Genomic DNA, 21,591 nt, shown 5'->3' on the forward strand with positions numbered 1-21,591 from the left:
GGCAGTGTGGCAAGATGGTCATTTGATGAGCCGCGACCCTTGCGGCACACCGGGCCCGCCACGGAAGGACCTCCATGAGCAAGGAAGCCTCGAGCGTACTGGACAACAGTGCAAGCATCGCTTCATACATCGACCACACTCTCCTCAAGCCAGAGGCCAGCGAGGCCGAGGTGCGCCAAGTCTGTGCCGAGGCGGCTGAGTACAAGTTCAAGTCGGTGTGCGTCAACCCGATTTGGGTCAAGACCGTCACGAAGGCGCTCAAGGGTTCCGGAGTCCTCACCTGCTCGGTTGTCGGCTTTCCGCTGGGCGCCACCCCCAGCGACGTCAAGGCTTTCGAAGCACGCGGTGCCGTATTGGATGGCGCCGATGAAATCGACATGGTGATCAACATCGCCGCGGCCCGCGCCGGGGACAAAGGCGCATTGGTGGATGACATCACGACAGTGGCGGAGGCGGTCCACGCGGGTGGAGCCATCCTCAAGGTCATCATCGAGACTGCCCTGCTGACTGATGAGCAGAAGGTCCTGGCTTGCGAGGCGTCGGTGGAGGCCGGGGCGGACTTCGTGAAGACCTCGACCGGTTTCAACGGTGGTGGCGCCACAGTGGAAGATGTAGCGCTCATGCGCAAGACGGTAGGCCCGGATCTCGGCGTCAAGGCCTCGGGTGGAGTACGTTCCCTCGCCGATGCACAGGCTATGATTGCTGCTGGTGCAACACGTATCGGTGCGAGCTCCGGAATTGCCATCGTCAAAGGTGAACAAGGTTCATCCGCGTACTGAGTTTCCCGGCAGCCGCCATAGTTTTTGAGCCCCTCGGGGCCGAGGAGGAAAGCATGTCCCAGAACGCCAGCCAGCCCATCGAAAAAGAGAACCCCATGGGCCAGAGCATTCTGCTCTTTGTATTCAGCATGGTCTTGTTCCTCGGCGCCATCTACTCCTTGACTTTCCTGACCCTGGAGAACACCTGGCCGATGGCCGTCTGCCTGGTCCTCTTTGGCCTCGCCTTCTGGATCCCCCAGACCATTCTCGGCCGCTCCAACTCGGCGGGCGAAAGCTAAGACCTCACCGCACAACTGTGGCCCCGGACATTAGTCCGGGGCCACAGTTGTTTAAGTGCGGCTCCTGGAAACCAAGTAGTACCACTCGCATGGGGCTGGAAAAACGGGTAACACCACTCGTTGTTTGTTAAACACGGCCCGTGCCAGCATGTGGTCATCGATTGAATGGGCAATCGAAGCAAGGGTTGGAAATTTCGAATTCATTGCCGCTGTCGCCTGTTCTGGGGAATACCAATTCACAAAGGAGTCTCACTCATGCGCAAATTCAGCAAAAAGGGAAAAGTCTACGCGGCAGCAGCAACACTCGCCCTCGTGGCAGCGAGCGGCGGAGCGGCTTATGCCTACTGGAGCACCACCGGTAGCGGATCTGGCGGAGCGGCTAACTCGGCCGGCGGCGGAACGGTGACGCTGCACGCAAACTTCGCCCCGGGACTTGCCCCCGGTAACTCGACGTCTGTCGCCTACACGGCCGACAATGCGAGCAACACTGACACAGTGGTGGGAGCCCTCACAGCAACGGTATCCACCAGCGACCCCACGCATTGCCTCGCTACCTGGTTCACGGTCACGGCGGTGACCTCGACTTCGCCCGTGGCACACAACTCAACCGGCACGTCCGTCGGCAGCGGAACACTGACCTTCCTCAACGACGCCGCGAGCCAAGACTCCTGCAAAAGCGCCACGGTTACCGTCACGGTCGGAAGTCTCTAGTAATTCAACTGGTGGGTCCATCACGGGCCCACCAGTTGTCGCTGTGCGTTCGCTTGAGAAAAACCCACGAAAACAGATCTAGAGGAGGCCCAGGTGCCGAGCATTCCGGAGTTATTCCACTCGCCGCTTCGCATCGTCCGAGCGGGAGCCAAAGTGCTTCTGGCAGGCCTCCTTTTGGTGACCCTCACGTCGGGCGTCGTGCTCGCCGCCAGTAGTAATGGCAACGGCAACCAGAACACGCCAAAAGCCATCACCCTGCAGCTTGCCCCAAGCAGCAGATCCGTCACCCAGGGGACAACGGCGAGCTACAACGTCGTGGTCCAGCCCTCAGGCGGGTTCGTCGGCAACGTCGCACTGACAATCTCGGGGCTGCCAGCAGGCGCCACAGCATCGTTTTCGCCCGCAGTCGTCGCCGTCGGGCCGGGATCGGCGTCCTCGAACCTCGACGTCTCCACGACTTCCGCCACACCTCTTGGCATGTACTCCCTGAGCCTCAACGGCACCAGCGGGACGGTACAGTCCGCCGTCGTCGTCGCTTCCTTGACGGTGACTACCGGGCAACACCAAACGTTCACCATCTCAGGCGGCCCCACCGGGCTTTTGGCGCCGGGCAGTGCGGTGCCGATTAATCTTCAATTGACGAACCCGGGCAATTCCAGCCTGAATGTCACTGGCCTGACCGTTTCCGTCACGGGAATCACCCGGACCGCCCAGGCCGTGGCTAACAACCGGCCGTGCAATCCTTCGGACTACACAGTGGTTCAATTCAGCGGCACTTATCCGATATCTGCCCCACCAGGCAATTCCTCGCTTTCCGGGAGCGGAATTCCGGCAGCTCAGTGGCCGCAAATAAAGATGCTGAATAGCTCGCTCAACCAGGACGGTTGCAAGGGTGCCACGCTGCAGCTTTCCTACTCCGGAACGGGACAGGGTAACTGAAATGCGGGTAACTGACATGAAAGCGAACCGCTGGATGAAGTCGGGCCCCCTGCTCGCAGCGAAGGCAGGCGTGACAGCCGCGCTACTGAGCCTGGTCCTTGGCGTTGGAACGGCCTACGCCTACTGGAACACCATTGGCATCGGGAGCGGCTCGGCAGCCAACGGCACCATGCAGACCGTCACCGTGGACGCCTTGGTCGCCGGCGACTCACCTTCGACTACCTTGGTTCCTGGCGGAAGCGCCGACGTGATCGTGCGCGCGAGCAATCCAAATGGCTTCGCCGTACAGGTCTACAGCTTCACCTCCAACGGGACCGCCACTGCGGATTCATCGCACCCGCTATGCAGCACCACGGGCGTGACCTTCAACGCCCCGGCCGCCCCTCTGACGCCATCGGTGTCCATACCGGCGAATTCCTCCATTCTGATCACCCTCCCAGCAGCCGCGTCGATGTCGACGGCTTCACAATCCAGCTGCCAAGGCGCTGTATTCCACCTTCCAGTGACGATGGCGGTCCGCAAATGAACAAGCCCAAGCACTCTGCAGGCCGCGGAAACAATCGGGCGGTCCGCAGTCGCGTGACGTGGACGCTCCTTGCGGTGCTCTTCATCTCCTGGGGCGGCCCGGCAGCCAACGCCTTTTGGCAGTCGCTGAGCAGCAGCAACTTCGGGGCGGCAAAAGCCGACAGCATGCCGCAAGGCGGCACTCCCTCTGCGTCCCTGAGCGGCACGAATGTCACCGTCAGCTGGGCGGCTGTTTCCACACCGGCCGGACATGCAGTGACGGGTTACACCGTCGCCCGCTACACCTCTGCGAGCGGTGGTACCGCGGTGGCCGCAGGAGGCGGCTGCGCGGGCACGGTGACCACCCTTAGTTGCGTTGAACAAGGCGTGCCAGGCGGCTCCTGGTACTACACAGTCACGCCTGTCATCTCCTTGTGGGCCGGCGCTGAAAGCGCACGCAGTTCTGCAGTCAATACTGATTCGACGCCCCCCACTATTAGCGTGACCTCGGTTTCCCCGACGCCGAACACGGCAGGCTTCAACCGCACGGGCACGGTCACGGTCAACCTCGCCGCCGTGGACAATACCGGCGGTTCGGGCGTTGCGAACATCAAGTACGCGGTCGACGGCGGCAGCACAGTGACGGTCAACGCCGCCACGGCGGCCGTAAGCGTCAGCGGCGACGGCAACCACTCGGTGTCCTACTTCGCCACTGACGTCGCCGGGAACGCCAGCACCCTGCAGACCCAAACGGTCAAGATCGATACCACTGCCCCGCTGGTGGGAGTTGCCTCAATCTCGCCAACGCCAAACTCCTTGGGCTACAACAGGACCAGCACGGTGACGGTTAACCTCAGCGCGACAGACGCCGGCGGTTCGGGCGTCGCGTCGATTACCTACCATGTGGACGCCCTTCCCCCGGTCACCGTCAACGCGGCCACAGCCGCGGTGAGTGTCAGCGGCGGTGACGGCACTCATACGGTGTTCTACTCCGCCACTGATATCGCGGGGAACACCAGCAATTCCCAAACTCAAACGGTCAAGATCGACACTACGGCCCCGGCTGTCAGCTCGGTCACCATGGCCAACGGTGGCGGTAGCGGCAGTGCGGGACGCGCAAGCAGTGGCGACACCCTCACCATCGTCTTTTCGACAGACATGGACCCGCATACCCTTTGCAGTGGCTGGGACTTCACCTCCGGCAGCCCGACTGCCAACGGCACGGCCAGCATCAGCACCACCCAGGTCCTGACGTTCACCAGCACGAGCTGCACGGCACCGTCATTTGGGAGCGTGGCCCTTGGCGCCGCCTACAACACCAGCACTACGTTGTCCCTCGACTTCACGACGTCCACTATGGCCTGGAGCCAGTCCACTGGGACACTGGTCATCACCCTCGGCGGGAGTGGTTCGGGGGGCACCGCGGGAACCGGCCTCTCAACGACTATCCCGGCTTACAGCCCGGCAACCGGTGCAGCGGACACGGCAGGCAACCTTGTTGGAACCATCACCGCCGGCGGCAAATCGAAGTTCTAAAACCCGCCGTCATCCACCGAGCCCCATCATGAGTGCCAGGAGTGCCGGCCACTGGTTTCGGAGCAGCGCCCATGCCGCCAGGCCAAGCCCAACCATGGCGTAACCGCTCACGGGAATCAGGACCAGCCATTCCCGCCGCGAACCGGCTTTACCAAGCAAGGGGATGGAGAACGCGCCGTTGGCCCGCCAAATCCCGCTGACAAGGGGCAGCTTGCGCCAGAACTTGGGCGGTTTGATGACGATGGGCCACAACAGCGGCACTCCCCCGGTGGTGATCATGTCGCCCGCAATGTGGACCACGACGCCGGTGAGCATGGCCAAGGGCAGCCAGCTCCACTGATGCGGAGCGAACCACGTGACCAGCCCGGCCATGGCGAGCGCGAAGATCCAATTGGAGATCCACCCCGAGTTCGGGAACAGCTTCAGTGCTTTTGCGGCCAGGTTGATCATGAACATGCACAACAGTCCGGCACCCACGGACAAACGGCCTACGGGAGTGTCCAGCTGGAACTGGGCGGCCATGGCGGCGAGCACCACGAAAGCCGAAGCGCCCAGCAGCGAATGGGTTCCCTGCCGGTGCCCTCCGCTGGCCTTCTCGATCCCGACGGCGATCACGTTGGACAGCGGCGGCAGCGAGTGGGCGATGGTGCTTGAGCGGTGGTCCCAATCGCACACCAAGGCAGTTCCCGCCGTCGTCATCGCTCCGATGAGGATTCCGGTGGCGTCCAGCGGGTACCAGCCCAAGGCGTACGGGCCGGTTGAAGCGATAGCTATCCACGCCGCGGCCCCGGACGCGGCGTGGTGTCCTCCCATCAAGCTTCAGCCCGCAGTCTGGGTGGCCGGCGAAGCCGCGAAGATAGCTTCGATTACCGTGTTGGCCCACTCCAGGATTTCGGCGTCCTGCAGGTCGCGGCCGCCGATCCTAGCCGTCTTCGGCTTGGGGAGCAGCACGGCGTCGAGGGCCGGCTTGATCTGCGATCCCGGGTACATGCGGTTGAGCCGCATGACCTTGGATTCAGGCAACTGGGCGGGCGAGAAACGGATGAAGTTGCCTTGGAGCGCGACGTCGGACAGCCCGGCTTCGCGGGCACCCACCCTGAAGCGGGCGACGGCGATCAGGTTCTTCGCGGGCAGCGGCGGCTCTCCGTACCGGTCGACGAGTTCGGCCAATACCTCGTCGATGGCCTCATTGGTGATGGCTGCGGCCAGTTTCCTGTAGGCCTCAAGGCGCAGGCGTTCACCCGGCACATAATCGTGCGGCAAGTGGGCGTTGACGGGCAGCTCGATCTTCATGTCTGCGGCCTTCTCTTCGGCCTCGCCGCGGTATTCGGCCACGGCTTCGCCCACCAGGCGGATGTACAGGTCGAAGCCAACCCCTTGGATGTGCCCGGACTGTTCCCCGCCCAGCAGGTTGCCGGCACCGCGGATTTCGAGGTCCTTCATGGCCAACTGCATGCCCGCGCCAAGCTCGTTGTGGGCCGCGACGGCCTTGAGCCGTTCGAGCGCCACCTCGCCCAGCGGCTTCTCGGAGGGGTACAGGAAGTAGGCGTAGGCGCGTTCCCGGCCACGGCCCACGCGGCCACGCAACTGGTGGAGCTGGGAGAGGCCGTACTTGTCCGCGCCGTCCACAATCAGGGTGTTGGCATTGGAAATATCCAGGCCGGTTTCGATGATGGTGGTGCAGACCAGGACGTCAAAACGCTTCTCCCAGAAATCCACGATGATCTTTTCCAGGCGGCTCTCGGACATCTGCCCATGCGCCACTTCGACGCGGGCTTCGGGGACGAGTTCCCGGATCTGGGCGGCGATGCGCTCAATCGAGGACACCCGGTTGTGGACGAAGAAGACCTGGCCTTCGCGCATGAGTTCGCGCCGGATCGCCGCGGAGGTCTGCTTGTTGGTGAACGGCCCGACGTACGTCAGCACGGGGTGCCGCTCCTCCGGTGGCGTGGCCAGCGTGGACGTTTCGCGGATGCCCGTGAGGGACATCTCCAAGGTACGCGGGATGGGAGTGGCGCTCATGGCCAGGACGTCCACGTTGGTGCGCATCTTCTTGAGCGCTTCCTTGTGCTCCACACCGAAGCGCTGCTCCTCGTCCACGATCACCAGGCCAAGGTCCTTGAACTCGAAGTCCTTGGACAGCAGGCGGTGCGTGCCAATGACGACGTCCACGGAGCCGTTCCTGACTCCCTCCATGGTTTCCTTGGCTTCCTTCGCGCCTTGGAAGCGGGACAGCGGCTTGACGCGCAGAGGGAATCCGGAGAACCGCTCGGTGAATGTCTCATAGTGCTGCTGGGCGAGCAGCGTGGTGGGAACCAGTACCGCGACCTGCTTGCCGTCCTGCACCGCCTTGAACGCGGCCCTGACCGCGATCTCGGTCTTCCCATAGCCAACGTCGCCCGAGACCAGGCGATCCATGGGGATCTCGCGTTCCATGTCGGCTTTGACCTCGTTGATGGTGGTGAGCTGGTCCGGCGTCTCCACATACGGGAAGGCTTCCTCAAGTTCCCGTTGCCACGGCGTGTCCGGCGCGAAGGCATGTCCGCGCGAGGCCATGCGGGCGGAGTACAGCCTGATGAGCTCGCCCGCGATTTCCTTGACGGCCTTCCGGGCCTTGGACTTGGTGCTCGCCCAGTCCGCCCCGCCCATCTTGTTCAACGAGGGCGTATCGCCGCCGACATAGCGGGTCACCTGGTCCAGCTGGTCCGTGGGCACGAAAAGCCGGTCGCCGGGGGCACCGCGCTTGGACGCCGCGTATTCGAGCACGAGGTACTCGCGAAGACCGGCGTCTCCCCCGGAAGAACCGGCAGACGAGCCAGCCACCTTGCGCTGGATCAGCTCCACGAACTTCCCGATCCCGTGCTGTTCGTGGACCACGAAGTCACCGGCGTGCAGCTGGAGGGGGTCGACGGCGTTGCGCCGCTTCGAGGGCATGCGCCGCATGTCTTTCGTGGACCCGGCCGACGAGCGGCCCAGGAGGTCCGCTTCCGTGAGCAGCCCCAGCTTGAGGCCGTCCAGCACAAAACCGCGTCCGACAGCGGCAGTGGTCACCTCGATGATGCCGGCCTGGGGTTCGTGGGCCAGGGAGTCGACGCGGGAACACGGGATATCAGCATCATGGAACAACTCGGCGAGACGCTGGGCAGGACCGGGCCCGTCCGTCGCCACCACGATGCGCCACTGGTCCCGCACATGGGAACCGATGAATTCGAGCATCTCCGCGACGTCTCCCTGGTAGCCGCGCGGTTCACGGGCGTGCAGGTTCAGGACGTCGATGTCGAGGACCAGGTCTTCGTCGGTCGCCAAGGACGTGATGGACCACCAGGAGACCCCGTGGGCTAGTGCTGCGCTCCGGGTGTCCGTCAAGGATTGGAAGCTGGCCGCATGCAACGCCGAGGCGGCTTGGGAGCCCAGTACCGAGTCGAGATCGAGGGGAGCCGTCCCGCCGTCGGACGCCGTGGACCAGGCTGCCTCGAGGAACTCCTCGTTGGTAGCCGCGAGGTCATGCGCTCGGGTCCGGACCTTTTCCGGTTCGATGACCACACCGATGGAACCGGCCGGCAGCTGGTCCACGAAAGGCACCATGGCGTCCACGAGGACCGGCGCCAAGGACTCCATGCCCTCGACGGCGATGCCGCCCGCGATCTTTTCCAACATGTCAGCGGCGGCCGGCATCTCGGCCTTGAGCCTTGCCGCCCGGGACATGACGGACGGCGTGATGAGGATTTCCCGGCACGGCGGGGCGTGCAATTCGCTGGGGTGGTGCACGGCCGGACCGGAGAGCGAACGCTGGTCTGCCACCGCAAACCAGCGCATCTGGTCCACTTCGTCGCCGAAGAATTCCACCCTGATCGGGTGGTCCTCGGTGGGTGGGAAGACGTCCAAAATACCGCCCCTGACGGCGAATTCACCACGGTGGGTCACCATGTCCACGCGGGAATAGGCAGCGTCGGCAAGGCGGCGTACCACGTCGCTGAAGGGCATTTCCTGCCCCACCCTCAACGTCACCGGGACCAGTTCTCCGAGGCCCGCCACGACCGGCTGGACCACGGCGCGAACCGGCGCCACGACCACCCGCAAGGGACCCGCCGTCGAGCTCTCCGGGTGGGCAAGGCGGCGAAGGACCGAGAGCCTGCGGCCCACTGTGTCCGAGCGCGGGGAGAGCCGTTCGTGCGGCAGGGTTTCCCAACTGGGGAAGGCCGCCACCGAGTCCGCCGGGAGATAGGCAGCCAAGGCCTCGGTGAGGTCCTCGGCTTCGCGGCCCGTTGCCGTCACGGCCAGCACCACGGCGCTGTCTTCAAGACTCTGGGAGGCGAGGCCATCGGCCATCTCGGCCAGCAGCGCGGCCCTCAAGCCTGCGGGGGCGCTGATCTGGTAGTCGGAACTGCGTTCGGTGAAGGCCCGGGAGGCCTCGGGCCGGACCCGGGCGAAGGTCCGGTCCTCACCCAGGGCCCGACGCAATCCATCAAGGGATGCGACAGTGCCGGCAGGGCTGATTCCTGAGTTGACCGCTGACGGTTGGCCTTTGGGGCTCATGGATGGCACTCCTGGAGTGGGGAAGGCAGCACGAAAACCCGAAATTCTCTCGAATCCCGGGGCGTTCCTAGCCTACCCCGCCCACACCGTAGGATGTTTGGGAGCCGCAAGAGCTTTCAACCGAGATATTCACGGAGGACCCCCATGGCCCTGAACGCATCCACCACCCTGCCCTACGGCGTCGACCGCGTAGCCGCCACTTTCATCGACGAAGACTTCCTGCGCCACACGAGCGAGTATGTCGGCGGCACTTTGGAATCATTCCAGATCGACGGCGACGTCGCCGGACCCTTCACCACCACAACGGTCCGCACCCTGCCCACCACGCGCCTCCCGGAGATCGCCCGCAAATTCGTGGGCGAGAAACTCACCGTCACCCAGACCGAGAAGTGGGACGCCCCGACGGCCGACGGCTCACGGACCAGCAACATCTCCCTGAAGATTTCCGGCGCACCGCTGGATGTCACCGCAGTGCAGCGCCTGGTGGCCGACGGCGGCAACACCCGCGTCGAGCTCGAAGGTGCCGTCACGTCGTCGGTTCCATTCCTCGGCGGCAAGATCGCCGACGCAGCCGAACCGATGGTGGGCAAGGCCTTGAACATCCAGTCCCAGCAGGCCCAGGCCTGGCTCGAAAGCCACTAGCGTGCAGTTGGCAGCCGGGCTGTCGATCGTGCTGATCGTCGCGGGTGCGTGGTCCCTCATCGTGTGGCCACAGTTCCTGCGCCGGGTCATGTCGGACCCCCGTGCCCGCGACGCCAACGGGAAGGCCACGAAGTTCCTCACCGTCCACGTCGTGCTGGTCGCGATCTCCATGGTGCTCGGACTCGCGACGGCGGTCATCGGGATCACGGCGCTGCTCACGTAACGCCCCTTCCGGCCCCAACTGACTCGCATTTGTTGTCGTTATGACGCCTCATAACGACATTAACTGCGAGCTAGTTGGGGCCTCGGCGGGGTAGGTGACCCTTCCGCTAAAATAGAACACAGGTGCGCCGGGAAGTCTGGTCGGCAATAGTTTTGTCGACCCCGCACTCCCCAAGGAGCCACATGGCGAACCGCCCCCACGACGCTGCCCCCTCAAGGGTATTCAGCAGATCCAGTTTCCCGGAATATCAACGGATCCTGGCTATTCTCCGCACTGAAACCGTTGGTGGCGCGCTTTTGCTCGCCGCTACTGTGGCCGCACTCGCCTGGGCAAACTCGCCCCTTGCCAACGGCTACTTCGCGCTGCGCGAAGTGAAGATCGGCTACGCTCCCTGGCACCTGGAATTGAGCCTGGGCCACTGGGCCTCCGACGGGCTCTTGGCCGTTTTCTTCTTTATCGCCGGACTGGAACTCAAGCGTGAATTCGTGGCCGGGGAACTGCGGAAGCCGGCAAAAGCGATCGTTCCGGTGGCGGCAGCGGTGGGCGGCGTGGTTCTTCCCGCGCTCATCTACGTGGTGATCAACCTCGGCTCGGGCGCGGAAACACTCAAGGGCTGGGCCATCCCCACTGCCACTGACATCGCTTTCGCGTTGGCCGTCCTGGCGGTCATCAACACGCATTTGCCCGCGGCATTGCGGACCTTCCTGCTGACACTGGCCGTGGTGGACGACTTGATTGCCATCGGCATCATCGCCTTCTTCTACTCGGGCGGCCTACAGCCCTTCATGCTGCTGGCCGCCGCGGTGCCCTTGGCCCTCTTTACGTTCCTGGTCCAGAAACGCGTCCGCAGCTGGTACCTGCTGCTCCCTTTGGCCGCAGCCACGTGGGCCTTCATCCATGCCTCGGGCATCCACGCCACCGTGGCCGGGGTCCTGCTTGGTTTCGCGGTGCCGGTCGTAGCCTCAGGCAAGAACGGCGAACCTGCCGCCGGGCTCGCCGAAAGCTTCGAACACCGCTTGCGTCCCTTCTCCGCCGGCTTTGCGGTGCCTGTTTTCGCTTTCTTCTCCGCCGGCGTGGCTTTGGGCGGGGCCGAAGGACTGGGAGCGGCCCTGCGCGATCCCGTGGCAGTCGGCATCGTCCTCGCCCTCGTGGCCGGCAAGACGGCTGGAGTGCTCGGCACCACGTTCCTCATCACCAAGACCACCCGCGCACGGCTGGATGACGGCCTGGCATGGATCGACGTCGCAGGGCTGGCCATGCTGGCGGGCGTCGGTTTCACCGTCTCCCTCCTGATCGCCGAGCTGGGCTTCGGTAGCGGTTCTCCGCACGACGACCACGCGAAAGTGGCCATCCTCGCCGGTTCCCTCGCCGCGGCGGTGCTTGCCGCCGTCGTACTCAAAGCCCGTAACCGGCACTACCGCCACGTGGCGCGGGAGGAGCTAAGGGACGACGACGGCGACGGCGTGCCTGACGTTTTTACCCGCGCCTGACGTGCCGGGACCGCATACGAGTAGCCCGCATTTTAATGCGAGTAATGCCCTTTTCAATTGGGGTGGTCGGCACGCTGTTTGGGCGGTATCTGCAGGAATACCTTGCTGCTATGGACGCGAATAGTATGGAACGAGTGTGGCATGGGGCCCACAGGAAAGCCCAAGAGAAGAACTGGTCATTGATCTTTGTTTGGGTAATTCTCGGTCTCATGTCGATTTCGGTGCTCATCGCAGCGGGTACCCAAATGATGCGATGACTAGGCCAATGGTACAAAAAAGCTCGGACCGGTTTTTCGGGTCCGAGCTTTTCTTTGCCTCGTGCGGTTTTCCAACCTTTATATAGTCAGCCGTGAAGGCCGCAGCACAGCTGCGGTGAACCATTCGGCCTTACTGCACGAATCCCGCGACGGCGGCAAGAATTGTCGCGGCGACGAGGACGAGCAACAATCCCACAACCACGAATTCCGCCCGGCGGACCCTATGCTGGCTCTGGCGCCATTCGCGCCTGCTCTCCAAGGTAATCATGCTTCGAGGCTAAGTCCGGACCACGGGCCGAAATAGAGTGGAGGGTACTCGACCTCGGCCCACCCGCACTAGAGAGCCTGGGCCAACCCTTGGCCCGCCTCGGCCTGGCGCAGCGCGTCCTCCGCGGCAACCCACGCGAGCATGGCGCACTTCACCCGGGCAGGATACTTGGCAACGCCGGCCAGGGCGGCAGCGTCTTGGAGAAGTTCCTCATCCGCTTCCAGCTTGCCGCGCGAACGCATCAATTCGCGGAAGTGGTCGATCGTGTGGCGAAGAGACACCGGGGACATGCCCGGTGCCATTTCACTGAGTATGGACGCCGACGCCATCGAAATGGCACATCCGTCGCCGTCCCAATGGATTTCCGTGACGGCCTGTCCGTCACCGGCGGTGCCAAGACTCAGCCGGAGGGTGATTTCGTCCCCGCAAATGGGATTGAGCTGGTGGCTCTGGCCCGTGTAGCTCTGTTCCGTGCCGGGGGTGCCGGTTCCCGGGGCCGGAAGCTTGGCAAGGTCTCCGCCGCTGCGCGCCTTGGAATGCTCCAGGATCAACTGCTGGTAGAGCGAGTCCAGGCCGCTCATGATGTGGCTCCAGGAGCCGCTACCCCAAAGTACGGCCTGATCCGGGCAACCGCATCCACCAACAGATCGACTTCATCGGATGTGGTGTAGAGGTAGGTGCTGGCCCGCGTGGAGGCGCTCAGGCCCAGCCTGCGGTGCAAGGGCTGGGCACAATGATGGCCCACCCGGACGGCGATGCCCAGCTCGTCGAGGTACTGCCCGACGTCGTGCGCGTGCACTCCGGCGACGTCGAACGCGGCAAGACCGGTCCGTTCTTCTCCCGGCCCGGGGCCCAGCACACGCACGCCGTCGATGGCGCTGAGGCCGGTGACAAACCTTTGGCCGAGCTCCGCCTCACGACGGGCGATCCGCTGCATTCCTGTTTCGCTGAGGTAGTTTGCTGCGGCAGCGAGGGCCACAGCCTGCGAAATAGGCTGGGTTCCAGCCTCGAAACGCTGGGGAGCAGGCAAGTATTGGGCTTCCTCCATGGTCACTGTGGTGATCATGGAACCGCCGGTCAGGAACGGTGGCATGGCATTGAGCAGTTCGCTGCGGCCATAGACCGCACCGATTCCCGTGGGCCCCAGCATTTTGTGGCCGGAGAACACGGCGAAATCCACGTCCAGCGCCTTGAAGTCCAAGGGGAGGTGCGGCGCGGACTGGCATGCGTCCAGGACCACCAAGGCGCCTACTTCCCGCGCCATTCCGACCAACACGCCAACGGGGTTGATATTGCCGAGGACGTTTGACGTGTGGGTGAAGGCCAGGATCCGGGTGCGCGGGGTGATGAGGCGTGCTGCCTCCTCGAGACGCAGCGCACCGGCGTCGTCGAGGGGAATGTACTTGAGGCTTGCCCCGGTCCGCCGGCACAGCTCCTGCCACGGAATCAGGTTGGCGTGGTGTTCCATTTCGGTGACAAGGACTTCGTCCCCCGGCTTGAGGGCGAAGCGTCCGGCTTCCCCGCCCGCACTGCCTACGCTGGCGTTCGAAAACGAATAGGCCAGGAGGTTCAGCCCGGCGGTGGCGTTGGCGGTCCAGATCAGCTCGTCGTCCTCCACACCCACAAAACGTGCCACGGTGGAACGCGCGTCTTCGAAGGCGTCGGTTGCCTCTACCGCAAGGTGGTGCGCTCCGCGATGGACGGCCGAGTTCCGCTGTTCATAGAATTCCTGCTCAGCCTCGAGCACGCTCCGGGGATTCTGCGAGGTGGCCCCCGAATCCAGGTAGACCAGCGGTTTGCCGTTGATTTCCTGCCCAAGAACGGGGAAGTCGTTGCGGATGCGACGGACTTCATCGTCATCGAGTGCGGAAACCTGGGCATCTCCCCACGCGGGGGTGGAAACCATTGTCAAAACCGGTGCTCCTTGTCAGGACTACGTGGCAATCGCCAGCGGCGGACCGCCAGGACTGGCGGCGTCACCTTGTAATTGTCCCACCAATAGGAGCGTTGGCCCTACTCCTCCGGCTTCGCGAGCTCGTCCCACAGTTCGGAAAGCTTCTGCCTGCGGGACACTCCGAGCTTGCCGTAGACCCGCTGCAGGTGGGCGTTGACCGTGTTCACGGCGATACCCAGGCGGGCAGCCACCTCCGCGCTGCTCAAACCGGAGGCCACCAGGGCAGTCACTTCGCGTTCACGCTGGGAAAGCTTGACGACGCCGGGAAGGACCGAGGATCCGGCCTCCGGACTGGCCGGGTGGGGTTCGTCAAAAACGAAAGCCTCCTCCTGGTCCAACGCTTGCTGAGGTTCTCCGATGCCTACTTGCCCAGTTCCCATTTCCTGTCCTGCTTCCTGTCCCGACGGCATGCCGGACTCGACACTCCACACCAGCTCGGACACTCCGGCCCCCAGCTGCCGGTCTCCCCGGGTGCCGGTACGGGCCGCAAGGCCGAGATTCAACATCTCAAGCGCCCGGTGCCCCTTTTTGGCGGCAGACCCGGCGAGTTGGAGCAGCTTCCGGTGCGAGTGCTCAGCGCCAATCAGCACTGACCGGGCGGCGGACGAATAGCTTTCGGCGAGCTGCGAGGCCAGGTAGTTCCCTCCGCTGGCCCGCGAATCGTAGGCAGCCAGGGCGCGACGGACCTGGTTGACGTCCCCCAGCAACCACGCAGCCGCGGCAAGTCCGCCGAGCGCCGGCGGGAGGAGCCCGTCAGGGTCGGCTTCATCCAGCCGGGCCTTGGCCTGGCGGAACTGTTCACATGCCAGTTCCAGGCTCCCCTGCCTGGCAAGTACGAGTGCCCTGTACAGATGCGCTGAGCCACCGAAATAGCTCATCCGGTTGCTGAAGCTGGAACTTCCGGCGCAGAACATTTCGGGCCCGCCCCATTGCCCGCGCCAGATCAGGTTGGACCCGTGGATGGTCAGCACAGTGGAGTGGAAGTCCACGGGGCAGCGCGGCAGCCGCCCCACCGCTTCGAGCGCCAGGGTCGAAAGTGCGACGGCGTCCGCGAACCGTCCGCTGACAGCCAGCCCCTGGGAGACGAGCGCCATCAACAGCACGCCGGCCTGGGTGGGCGGGGGTGGATGGCCCTCCGATCTCAATCCAGGATCGACCAATTGGCTATGGCAAAGCCTTTGGAACAGCTCGGTGTTGGCTGAAGGCCAGCTACCGTTTTGGGCGTCCAGATACAGCTGGAGGACGTCCAGTTCGTCCCGGACGGCGGACTCGCCAAGATGGGCTGGCTCGCCGGGCTGGATGCCGACGGCGGCAGCCTCCAGCCGCCGTCGGGCATCCTGGAGGACCGCCTTCAGCACATTGGCTCCCGGCGATGTCGGCAGAAGCGCATGCAGCAGAAGCCACACAGCGTGGGCGAAGTCGAGCGTCAGGACGTCGGGGGTGTTCGCCACCAGACCCTTCAAGACCGTCACAGCCCCGGGAAAGTCCCTCGTCTGATAGAGCGCCCTCGCCAGTTCCACGCCGGCAACCAGTCCGAGTTCCGGCGCCCGCACCGCTTCCGCGGCCCGCCGGGCCCTCCGGTTGTCGTGAATGTCGTTCGCGGCGATGGCCACGGCCAAAAGATCGGCGTCCGGCACCGGTAAACCGCTTGCCTGTTCTAGGTCCACGCGGCGGAACAGCGTCCACAGCGAATCATCGCCAACGGGTGAGGACGTCGCGTAGATGCTCCTCCGAAGTTCGAGGATCCGTTCAGGTCCCAAGTGCTGCCGGGCCAGCCTCGCTTCGATGGCATGGCTGAGCGTTGCCGTCTCCTGGCTGCCTTTCAGGACCCGGATGGTTCCGTCGGACCGCAGCGCGTCGATCGCCCGCTTTGGGCCGAGTTGTTCAAGGACGGCCAGCGGTATCGGCTCCCCCACCGCCAGAATGTCCACTACCTGCCGCTGTGGCACGGAATAGCCCTCAAGCCGGTGGCGGGTCAGCTCGAGCGCTTGCGAACCGTCCAAGCGGATTGGTCCGGACAACATCCAGGAATCGGCCTGTTCCACGATCTCGCCACGCGCTGCGGCTTCGTCCACCAACAACTTCGCGGTCTGCAGGTTTCCACCGGTGAGGGTATGGATGTCCCGGACCAGGCTGCGGGCTGCGCGCCCGCCGAGGCGATCATCAAGGAATTCGCGAAGCTGCTCCTGCGTGAGATCGTCCAGGGTCACCACCGACAGCTGCCGCGACACCACGGATTCCATGAGTTCCATTCTCAAGGGCCGGTCCGAGCGGTGGGTGGCAATCAGGCGGATGTCCGGTTCAACAAGCAGTTGGCTCAGGAGCCAAAGAGACATGTCATCCAGGAAATCTATGTTGTCCAGTACCAGCAGTGCGGCGGATCCGGAGGTCGCTGCGCCACGCACCGCTTTGCGGCAAGCCGCCACGATGGAACCCGGCCACACTTTGGCCCTCGCCGGCAGGTCCGGAACAAGTGCCATGGCGATTCCAAACGGAATGTCCGCGAACGACTCCGAGACGTTGTGGGCGATCACCCTGAAGGAACCGCCCAGCACTGAAGCCGCTGCGTCCAAGAGGGTGGTCATTCCTGAGCCTCCCGGTCCCGAGATGACTATCCCGGCCGGTTCCGGCCCGGACAAGGCAATAACAATCTCCTGGAGCTCCGCGGCCCGAATAATCGGGGGCGGGGTGTTGGTCCCTTCGGTATCGTCCATGGTCCTGTCTCATCTTCGGGCCGCCGGACACACGTTCCTGACGGCTGTGGCACGGACCGGTGTCATTTCCAAACGTTACCTTCGGGTTTCAGTCCCTGGATTGAGTGGTAACTACTTGGTTTTCCGGGGCTACTTGCACGAAACATCCCCGCTCCACGGAGCCTCCGGGCGACGCACCACGGCGCCGTTTCCACCCCGGTTTTCCCGCCGGATTTGCATCCTCTGTTACCGCTCTGTGATCTGACTGTGTAAGCTGGTGCCGCAAGAGTAAGTTCCGGCTGGCTACTTCTGGGGAGTTGAAGCGCAGCCGATTTCCGCAACAACTCTGTCGTGACACACCGTTTGGCCGTGTACGACGCTGCCGCACGTTCAGCTGCAGCTCGCCTTATCCATTGCCCAGGTCTCGTATGTCTATGTCCCCAACAGATATGTCACCCAAAATATGAAACACCTGTTCACAGCACTCATCGCCGTGGCTGTACTTGCCTTTGGTGGGTTCGCCACCATCTCAGCTGTCCAGTCATCACACAAATCCTCCTATCAGGCCGGCGACCGCGGTTCATATTCGCGGCCAAGCTCATCGCCTTCGCCTTCATCCGCGCAAACGCGCACCGCCACGCCGGCACCGACGCCGACGCCCACACCCAGCAATGTTCCGGCCGCGGCGCCGTCGAGCACGCCCGCTGCCGCCGCCCCCGCTCCGGCCGCAACAGCCGCCGGCGCACCCGCACCAACGGCAGCGCCCCTGCCCGTCACGGGAACCTACCCCCTCCACACCAACATCGTGAGCACCACCTTCTGGGTGGGCGAGATCTTCAATGCCAGCCTCTCGGACGGCTCCCAGGTCTGCTCCACCTACAACGGCCAGTGGGCCTTGCAGCACACGGGGGTCAACATGGGAACCACTCCGTCCAGCGCGAGCGGTTGTCCCGGCAGCACTTACGGCGGTTGCGACGGAGTCAGCTCCGGCACCGGCACGAGCTTCCAGTGCGCCACGGAACAGCGCGTAGCCAGCAATGGGTACTTCCCCCTGCACCAGCCCAAGCCTTTGCAGAACCCGTTCTACTTGGACCTGCCTTACGACGACGTCAATGACAGCGTCGCTTTCGCCGAGCGTTGCAATGTTATTCCGTGGGCCGCCGCGGACAACGCCAAAACGGGCGTCAACCACTGTGCGGACTCAAGCTACAGCTACATGAAGAACGCATGGGTCCAGATCACCGGCCCCAATGGCGCCGTTTGCTACGGACAAGTTGAAGACGCCGGGCCCTCGAGCGGTTCGCTCTACCACGATTCGGCCTACGTCTTCGGCGCGAACAACGCCCGTCCGGCCAACAAGTCCTTCTCCGGCGACCCGAGCCAGGGTGCAGGCATGGATGTCTCCCCTGCATTGAACGGCTGCCTGGGCTTCGCTGAGCTGAACGGCGACAATGACCACGTATCGTGGCGTTTCGTTGACCGTGCCAGCGTGCCGGCCGGTCCGTGGCTCAACGTTGTCACCACTTCGGGAGTCACCAACTAATATCCCGGGACCCACGGGTCAGCAGGACATTACCCACTCCGGGAGTGTCGGACGCCCACGCCACCCAGCCGCAATGGCTGCCTGGCATGGGCGTCCGCGTGTCCGCCACTTTTCCAGGGCTGTCCCTAGCCGGTCCGCACCACGGACGGCCCCGGCGTCGCGATTTCCTGAGGTTGGCGTTGGATCCTCCGAACCGGGCTGACCCACACTCCCGACGAACTCGCCGAGTACGCCTTGGGCAAGACCTGGAGGCAAATCACTGCGTCCAATATCCGCATCAACGGAAAGAAGGGCGCCATCAACAAAAAGCGCGGGTTGCGCATCGAAACTGCGGCAAGGACTGTCAAGAAGAGGTCCGGCAGGAAGACCCCAATGAGAACGTCCTGGGGCCGCAGGACGCCTGACAGAAAGATAAAAACCTCTGAGCGATTGCCGAAAATCCACACCTCGACGGCAGCGAGGGACGATAGCAGGAATGCCGGCACCAGAAGGACGAAGAAAAGGCAGCTGGCTACGAGTTCAACAATGTACAGCCCCAGGACAAACCAAAATCTGCTGAATTGCAGGCCGTGCCGCCTGACGGTTTGCCAGAAACCAAGAATCCACCGCCGCACCTGCTTGATATAGTCCTTCAGGTTGTCCGGATCCTGGGTGTACGCAACAGCCGCAGAGGGATGGAATGCGATCCTTCCCAGTTTCTTCGCATGGATTTCAAACGTCATGTTGAAGTCTTCGATCACCAGTCCCGGCGCCAGGACCTCTATTTTTGCGAGTGCACTGGTTCTGTACATGCTGGCGAATCCGGGCACGATGGAGACGACATTTGCCCCTTGCGCCGCTTGGCCGTATTTGAGGAGCAATTGGACCACGATGTACAAGCGCTCCCGGTAGGCCACGAGGAATCGGCCGATCGCCGTCGGAGGTGCCGGGCTCATGATCGATTTGGCCCGTCCCGCGACGGCAACCACCGTCGGATCGTCAAACAGCGGCAACCCCGTTTCGAGGTAATCCGGCGTCGGGCGTGTGTCCGCGTCCAGGAGCATGACCACCTTGAACCGCTTGCACAGGTCGAAGTGGGCGATGCCCGCCGCGAGTGCGCCTGCCTTGCCACGGTTCGGTTCAAGGTCAAGGACCTTCACCCCCGCGGCCCGAGCAATAGCTGCGGTGTCATCAGTGGACATGTCCGAAACGACGTGGATGTTGCGGCGAGGTACCAAAGCGGACGCGGCGAGGATTGTCTCCCTGATGACCAGGGCCTCGTTGTGGGCGGCCACGAGGACCGCGACATTCGCCGGGTAGAGCCGCACCCCCTTCGCACGATGGCGGGCCCGCGGGCGCCGAGGGATCGGTACCGTGCCGCCGCGCAGCAGCGCGATCCACCCCCGGATCCGGGAAGACAACCCCTTGACCCGCCACGATTCCTCACCCGCCAGGCGGACCAGCCCGGCAACCGACCAAAAGATCGTACTGACCCCCAGAACCAAGAAGATCGAAAGCAGAACTATCACGGCGACGGAGCTCCCACTGTGTCGTACATTTCGTAATCATCGGTAGCAAGCTGGCCATCACTGAAGAGGTTCAGTCCAAAGCTGATGGCCTCGGCTCCTGCCGGAACGGGCGGCGTATCCCAGATCGCCTGCTCGTAACTGGTGTTGGCCGCGAACCACGGACTGGCCGTCCAGTAGGTCCACGTGCCCAGCTTGTTGCGGTAATACACTTCGAATTGGGTCTTCGCGTTGGACTGGTACCACGCCCTGAGCGAATAGCTGTGGCCGGTACTCACGCTCGGAGCGCATGCTCCCAGATCGAGGACGGGAAGCAGCTTGGCATCACCGGACGAGTATTCGCTCACGTCCAGGCGTCGGGCCACAGCGCCGGAGTGTCCAGGGGTCAAGGTGCTCAGGACCACAGCATTCTTGCCATAGGACGACACCTGCCAGCATTGCGGCAAGCCATACTTTCCAGCCGTTTCCAGCCCCGGATTCCGAAGGGCATTCGTTCCTGGTGCAGCCGGCGCCGCCATGGGACCGTTCACCACGGGTTTCGCCACGCCGCCGATCACGTCATGTACCGTGCGCACGGCCATGGTCCCTTGTTGTGTCCTGGCCGCCAGCCAAGTGGCGAACTGTTCGAACAACGCGGGGCTGATGGAGCGGGGGCTGCCGCTGTTGTCGACGTCGTAGAAGGTCAATTGCAACCAGCCCCCGGCCTTTTCGGCCTGCGTTACTGTCGCCTGAAGGTCGGCCAACGTCCACTTGCTGCCGACCTCGGATGTTGCCCGCGTCCGGAACAGGTCCGCCGGACGGACGGTTTCCGCTGCAGCGCAGCCCGCGCAGTCGATGGGAGTGGTTATCTCGCCGAGGCCACGCGCGCTGTTGTAGCCACATCCAGCGACCTGCTCTTCCGACTTCGGCGTCGAAGCCGCAAACGGATAGGCAAAGGAGGTGACCTTGAAGCCCCAGTCCGTAAGGTTCACGCGATCGTTGCAGATCTGCCTCGATGCTTCGTCAGGCTCTACGGACGTCACATCGGCAAGGGTGACCGTATGGCCACCGATTTCATTCTGGTCCGCGGCCAGGGTGTGGAGATTGTCCGTTGTCATGTAGCCAGGCGCTCCAACAAAGCCCGAATCGATGAAAAACGTGCCCCGGAGGCCATGGTCCTTCAAGATCCGGGCCGCCTCCATCTGGCTTGACCGGCCCGCATCAAACGTCAAGCTAACGGATGAGAGCGGAGCGGCAGACGGCGTGGGGCTGGTGGTTCCGGATCCGGATCCGGAGGGAGCCTGGCTTCCGTTGATCAGCGATGTTGCGCCCGTCAACAGGAGCAGCACCGACACCCACGAGGCAGCCCAAAGACCTGCCCGCTTCCTCGACATGCGGATCGGTCCGGATGCGATGCCCTTCCCCCGCGGACTCATCGCCAACCCGCACTGCCGTGGTTCCTGAAGGGGCCGGTGGCGACTGGGGGAAGCCTCGGTCTCAAAGGCTTATTCACCACCGGCCCCCGCTCAGGGGCCCTCTCGATGAGGGCGCGCTGCCGTCCGGCAGCGCCGTCAATTAGCGCAGGGTCCATGGGAGGGACCGTGCCGGATCCCCCAAGAGCAGGTTCGAACTCCAGGCAAACGCCTTCTCGGTTTAATCCGCCGCGTCCTAATGCCGCTCGGACCAGAGCGTCCATTTCCATTGTGAGACCTGTCTTTCCCCCGTTGCCCTCAACCAACTGACACCATCAGCGT

Annotated in this window: 20 protein-coding genes; 11 read left to right on the forward strand and 9 right to left on the reverse strand. The window is 63.7% G+C overall.

The genetic code is table 11. The features are described from left to right. Window positions 1-74 precede the first annotated feature (74 nt). From deoC to AC3WJU_RS08935, 6 genes are all read left to right on the forward strand, one after another. Window positions 75-779: a deoxyribose-phosphate aldolase gene (gene deoC, locus AC3WJU_RS08910; RefSeq protein WP_492259683.1), complete on the forward strand. Its 705-nt coding sequence runs from the start codon at window positions 75-77 to the stop codon at window positions 777-779. 53 nt (window positions 780-832) lie between these two features. Further along, entirely contained in the window at window positions 833-1,057 is a 225-nt protein-coding gene (locus AC3WJU_RS08915; RefSeq protein ID WP_284989806.1) for a hypothetical protein, read from the forward strand. A gap of 255 nt (window positions 1,058-1,312) precedes the next feature. Then, window positions 1,313-1,768 (forward strand): hypothetical protein, encoded by a 456-nt coding sequence (locus AC3WJU_RS08920; RefSeq protein ID WP_332601501.1) that lies wholly within the window; start codon window positions 1,313-1,315, stop codon window positions 1,766-1,768. A gap of 93 nt (window positions 1,769-1,861) precedes the next feature. Beyond that, window positions 1,862-2,707, forward strand: a complete 846-nt coding sequence (locus tag AC3WJU_RS08925) for a COG1470 family protein (RefSeq protein ID WP_492259684.1) — start codon at window positions 1,862-1,864, stop codon at window positions 2,705-2,707. 16 nt (window positions 2,708-2,723) lie between these two features. After that, the gene (locus tag AC3WJU_RS08930; protein ID WP_476910289.1) at window positions 2,724-3,233 is read left to right on the forward strand and encodes a hypothetical protein; all 510 of its coding nucleotides are present in this window, start codon (window positions 2,724-2,726) and stop codon (window positions 3,231-3,233) included. Continuing rightward, the gene (locus tag AC3WJU_RS08935; protein WP_492259685.1) at window positions 3,230-4,747 is read left to right on the forward strand and encodes an OmpL47-type beta-barrel domain-containing protein; all 1,518 of its coding nucleotides are present in this window, start codon (window positions 3,230-3,232) and stop codon (window positions 4,745-4,747) included. Before AC3WJU_RS08930 ends, AC3WJU_RS08935 begins: the two co-directional genes overlap by 4 nt. Window positions 4,748-4,756: 9 nt before the next feature. Here AC3WJU_RS08935 and AC3WJU_RS08940 read toward each other — a convergent pair whose 3' ends face one another. Together AC3WJU_RS08940 and mfd are read right to left on the reverse strand one after the other, a co-directional pair. Continuing rightward, the gene (locus tag AC3WJU_RS08940; protein WP_492259686.1) at window positions 4,757-5,560 is read right to left on the reverse strand and encodes a metal-dependent hydrolase; all 804 of its coding nucleotides are present in this window, start codon (window positions 5,558-5,560) and stop codon (window positions 4,757-4,759) included. A gap of 6 nt (window positions 5,561-5,566) precedes the next feature. Further along, entirely contained in the window at window positions 5,567-9,283 is a 3,717-nt protein-coding gene (gene mfd / locus AC3WJU_RS08945) for a transcription-repair coupling factor (RefSeq protein ID WP_492259687.1), read from the reverse strand. A 144-nt stretch (window positions 9,284-9,427) separates the two neighbouring features. Here mfd and AC3WJU_RS08950 point away from each other — a divergent pair, with 144 nt between their 5' ends. From AC3WJU_RS08950 to nhaA, 3 genes are all read left to right on the forward strand, one after another. Beyond that, the gene (locus tag AC3WJU_RS08950; protein ID WP_306961243.1) at window positions 9,428-9,925 is read left to right on the forward strand and encodes a DUF2505 domain-containing protein; all 498 of its coding nucleotides are present in this window, start codon (window positions 9,428-9,430) and stop codon (window positions 9,923-9,925) included. 1 nt (window position 9,926) lies between these two features. Beyond that, window positions 9,927-10,148 (forward strand): SCO4848 family membrane protein, encoded by a 222-nt coding sequence (locus AC3WJU_RS08955; protein WP_059387919.1) that lies wholly within the window; start codon window positions 9,927-9,929, stop codon window positions 10,146-10,148. A gap of 182 nt (window positions 10,149-10,330) precedes the next feature. Next, window positions 10,331-11,638 carry a Na+/H+ antiporter NhaA gene (gene nhaA / locus AC3WJU_RS08960; RefSeq protein WP_492259688.1) on the forward strand — a complete coding sequence of 436 codons (1,308 nt, stop codon included), beginning with the start codon at window positions 10,331-10,333 and terminating at the stop codon, window positions 11,636-11,638. A 387-nt stretch (window positions 11,639-12,025) separates the two neighbouring features. Here nhaA and AC3WJU_RS08965 read toward each other — a convergent pair whose 3' ends face one another. The 5 genes from AC3WJU_RS08965 to AC3WJU_RS08985 form a co-directional block, all read right to left on the reverse strand. Beyond that, entirely contained in the window at window positions 12,026-12,163 is a 138-nt protein-coding gene (locus tag AC3WJU_RS08965; RefSeq protein ID WP_492259689.1) for a hypothetical protein, read from the reverse strand. A gap of 68 nt (window positions 12,164-12,231) precedes the next feature. Further along, the gene (gene sufU, locus AC3WJU_RS08970) at window positions 12,232-12,744 is read right to left on the reverse strand and encodes a Fe-S cluster assembly sulfur transfer protein SufU (protein ID WP_059387921.1); all 513 of its coding nucleotides are present in this window, start codon (window positions 12,742-12,744) and stop codon (window positions 12,232-12,234) included. Continuing rightward, complete coding sequence (locus AC3WJU_RS08975; RefSeq protein WP_492259690.1) at window positions 12,741-14,075, reverse strand: aminotransferase class V-fold PLP-dependent enzyme; 1,335 nt, start codon at window positions 14,073-14,075, stop codon at window positions 12,741-12,743. The genes sufU and AC3WJU_RS08975 overlap by 4 nt, the downstream gene beginning before the upstream one ends. A 101-nt stretch (window positions 14,076-14,176) precedes the next feature. Further along, the gene (locus AC3WJU_RS08980; protein ID WP_492259691.1) at window positions 14,177-16,831 is read right to left on the reverse strand and encodes a LuxR C-terminal-related transcriptional regulator; all 2,655 of its coding nucleotides are present in this window, start codon (window positions 16,829-16,831) and stop codon (window positions 14,177-14,179) included. Window positions 16,832-17,371: 540 nt separating this feature from the next. Continuing rightward, complete coding sequence (locus AC3WJU_RS08985; protein WP_284989819.1) at window positions 17,372-17,587, reverse strand: hypothetical protein; 216 nt, start codon at window positions 17,585-17,587, stop codon at window positions 17,372-17,374. Window positions 17,588-17,615: 28 nt separating this feature from the next. Between AC3WJU_RS08985 and AC3WJU_RS08990 the strand changes: the two genes are divergently transcribed. Next, window positions 17,616-18,353, forward strand: coding sequence for a hypothetical protein (locus AC3WJU_RS08990; RefSeq protein WP_284989820.1), 738 nt, complete (start codon window positions 17,616-17,618; stop codon window positions 18,351-18,353). Window positions 18,354-18,478: 125 nt separating this feature from the next. Here the strand turns inward: AC3WJU_RS08990 and AC3WJU_RS08995 are convergent, their stop codons facing one another. Both AC3WJU_RS08995 and AC3WJU_RS09000 read right to left on the reverse strand, forming a co-directional pair. After that, window positions 18,479-19,861 (reverse strand): glycosyltransferase family 2 protein, encoded by a 1,383-nt coding sequence (locus tag AC3WJU_RS08995; RefSeq protein ID WP_492259692.1) that lies wholly within the window; start codon window positions 19,859-19,861, stop codon window positions 18,479-18,481. Next, window positions 19,858-21,039, reverse strand: coding sequence for a polysaccharide deacetylase family protein (locus tag AC3WJU_RS09000; RefSeq protein ID WP_492259699.1), 1,182 nt, complete (start codon window positions 21,037-21,039; stop codon window positions 19,858-19,860). The genes AC3WJU_RS08995 and AC3WJU_RS09000 overlap by 4 nt, the downstream gene beginning before the upstream one ends. Between AC3WJU_RS09000 and AC3WJU_RS09005 the strand changes: the two genes are divergently transcribed. After that, the gene (locus tag AC3WJU_RS09005) at window positions 20,987-21,301 is read left to right on the forward strand and encodes a hypothetical protein (RefSeq protein ID WP_307052687.1); all 315 of its coding nucleotides are present in this window, start codon (window positions 20,987-20,989) and stop codon (window positions 21,299-21,301) included. The two genes, AC3WJU_RS09000 and AC3WJU_RS09005, sit on opposite strands and share 53 nt — an antisense overlap. Window positions 21,302-21,591: the final 290 nt, after the last annotated feature.

This window comes from Arthrobacter sp. FW306-1B-F12A (assembly GCF_058781865.1).

Excerpts from the sequence above, each read along its gene's own strand:
- deoC (WP_492259683.1), top strand. The coding sequence starts at position 75 with ATGAGCAAGGAAGCCTCGAGCGTACTGGACAACAGTGCAAGCATCGCT.
- AC3WJU_RS08965 (WP_492259689.1), bottom strand. The coding sequence starts at position 12,163 with ATGATTACCTTGGAGAGCAGGCGCGAATGGCGCCAGAGCCAGCATAGG.
- AC3WJU_RS08940 (WP_492259686.1), bottom strand. The coding sequence starts at position 5,560 with ATGGGAGGACACCACGCCGCGTCCGGGGCCGCGGCGTGGATAGCTATC.
- sufU (WP_059387921.1), bottom strand. The coding sequence starts at position 12,744 with ATGAGCGGCCTGGACTCGCTCTACCAGCAGTTGATCCTGGAGCATTCC.
- AC3WJU_RS08920 (WP_332601501.1), top strand. The coding sequence starts at position 1,313 with ATGCGCAAATTCAGCAAAAAGGGAAAAGTCTACGCGGCAGCAGCAACA.
- AC3WJU_RS09005 (WP_307052687.1), top strand. The coding sequence starts at position 20,987 with ATGAAAAACGTGCCCCGGAGGCCATGGTCCTTCAAGATCCGGGCCGCC.
- AC3WJU_RS08980 (WP_492259691.1), bottom strand. The coding sequence starts at position 16,831 with ATGGACGATACCGAAGGGACCAACACCCCGCCCCCGATTATTCGGGCC.
- AC3WJU_RS08935 (WP_492259685.1), top strand. The coding sequence starts at position 3,230 with ATGAACAAGCCCAAGCACTCTGCAGGCCGCGGAAACAATCGGGCGGTC.
- AC3WJU_RS08950 (WP_306961243.1), top strand. The coding sequence starts at position 9,428 with ATGGCCCTGAACGCATCCACCACCCTGCCCTACGGCGTCGACCGCGTA.
- AC3WJU_RS09000 (WP_492259699.1), bottom strand. The coding sequence starts at position 21,039 with ATGGAGGCGGCCCGGATCTTGAAGGACCATGGCCTCCGGGGCACGTTT.
- nhaA (WP_492259688.1), top strand. The coding sequence starts at position 10,331 with ATGGCGAACCGCCCCCACGACGCTGCCCCCTCAAGGGTATTCAGCAGA.
- AC3WJU_RS08915 (WP_284989806.1), top strand. The coding sequence starts at position 833 with ATGTCCCAGAACGCCAGCCAGCCCATCGAAAAAGAGAACCCCATGGGC.
- AC3WJU_RS08930 (WP_476910289.1), top strand. The coding sequence starts at position 2,724 with ATGAAAGCGAACCGCTGGATGAAGTCGGGCCCCCTGCTCGCAGCGAAG.
- mfd (WP_492259687.1), bottom strand. The coding sequence starts at position 9,283 with ATGAGCCCCAAAGGCCAACCGTCAGCGGTCAACTCAGGAATCAGCCCT.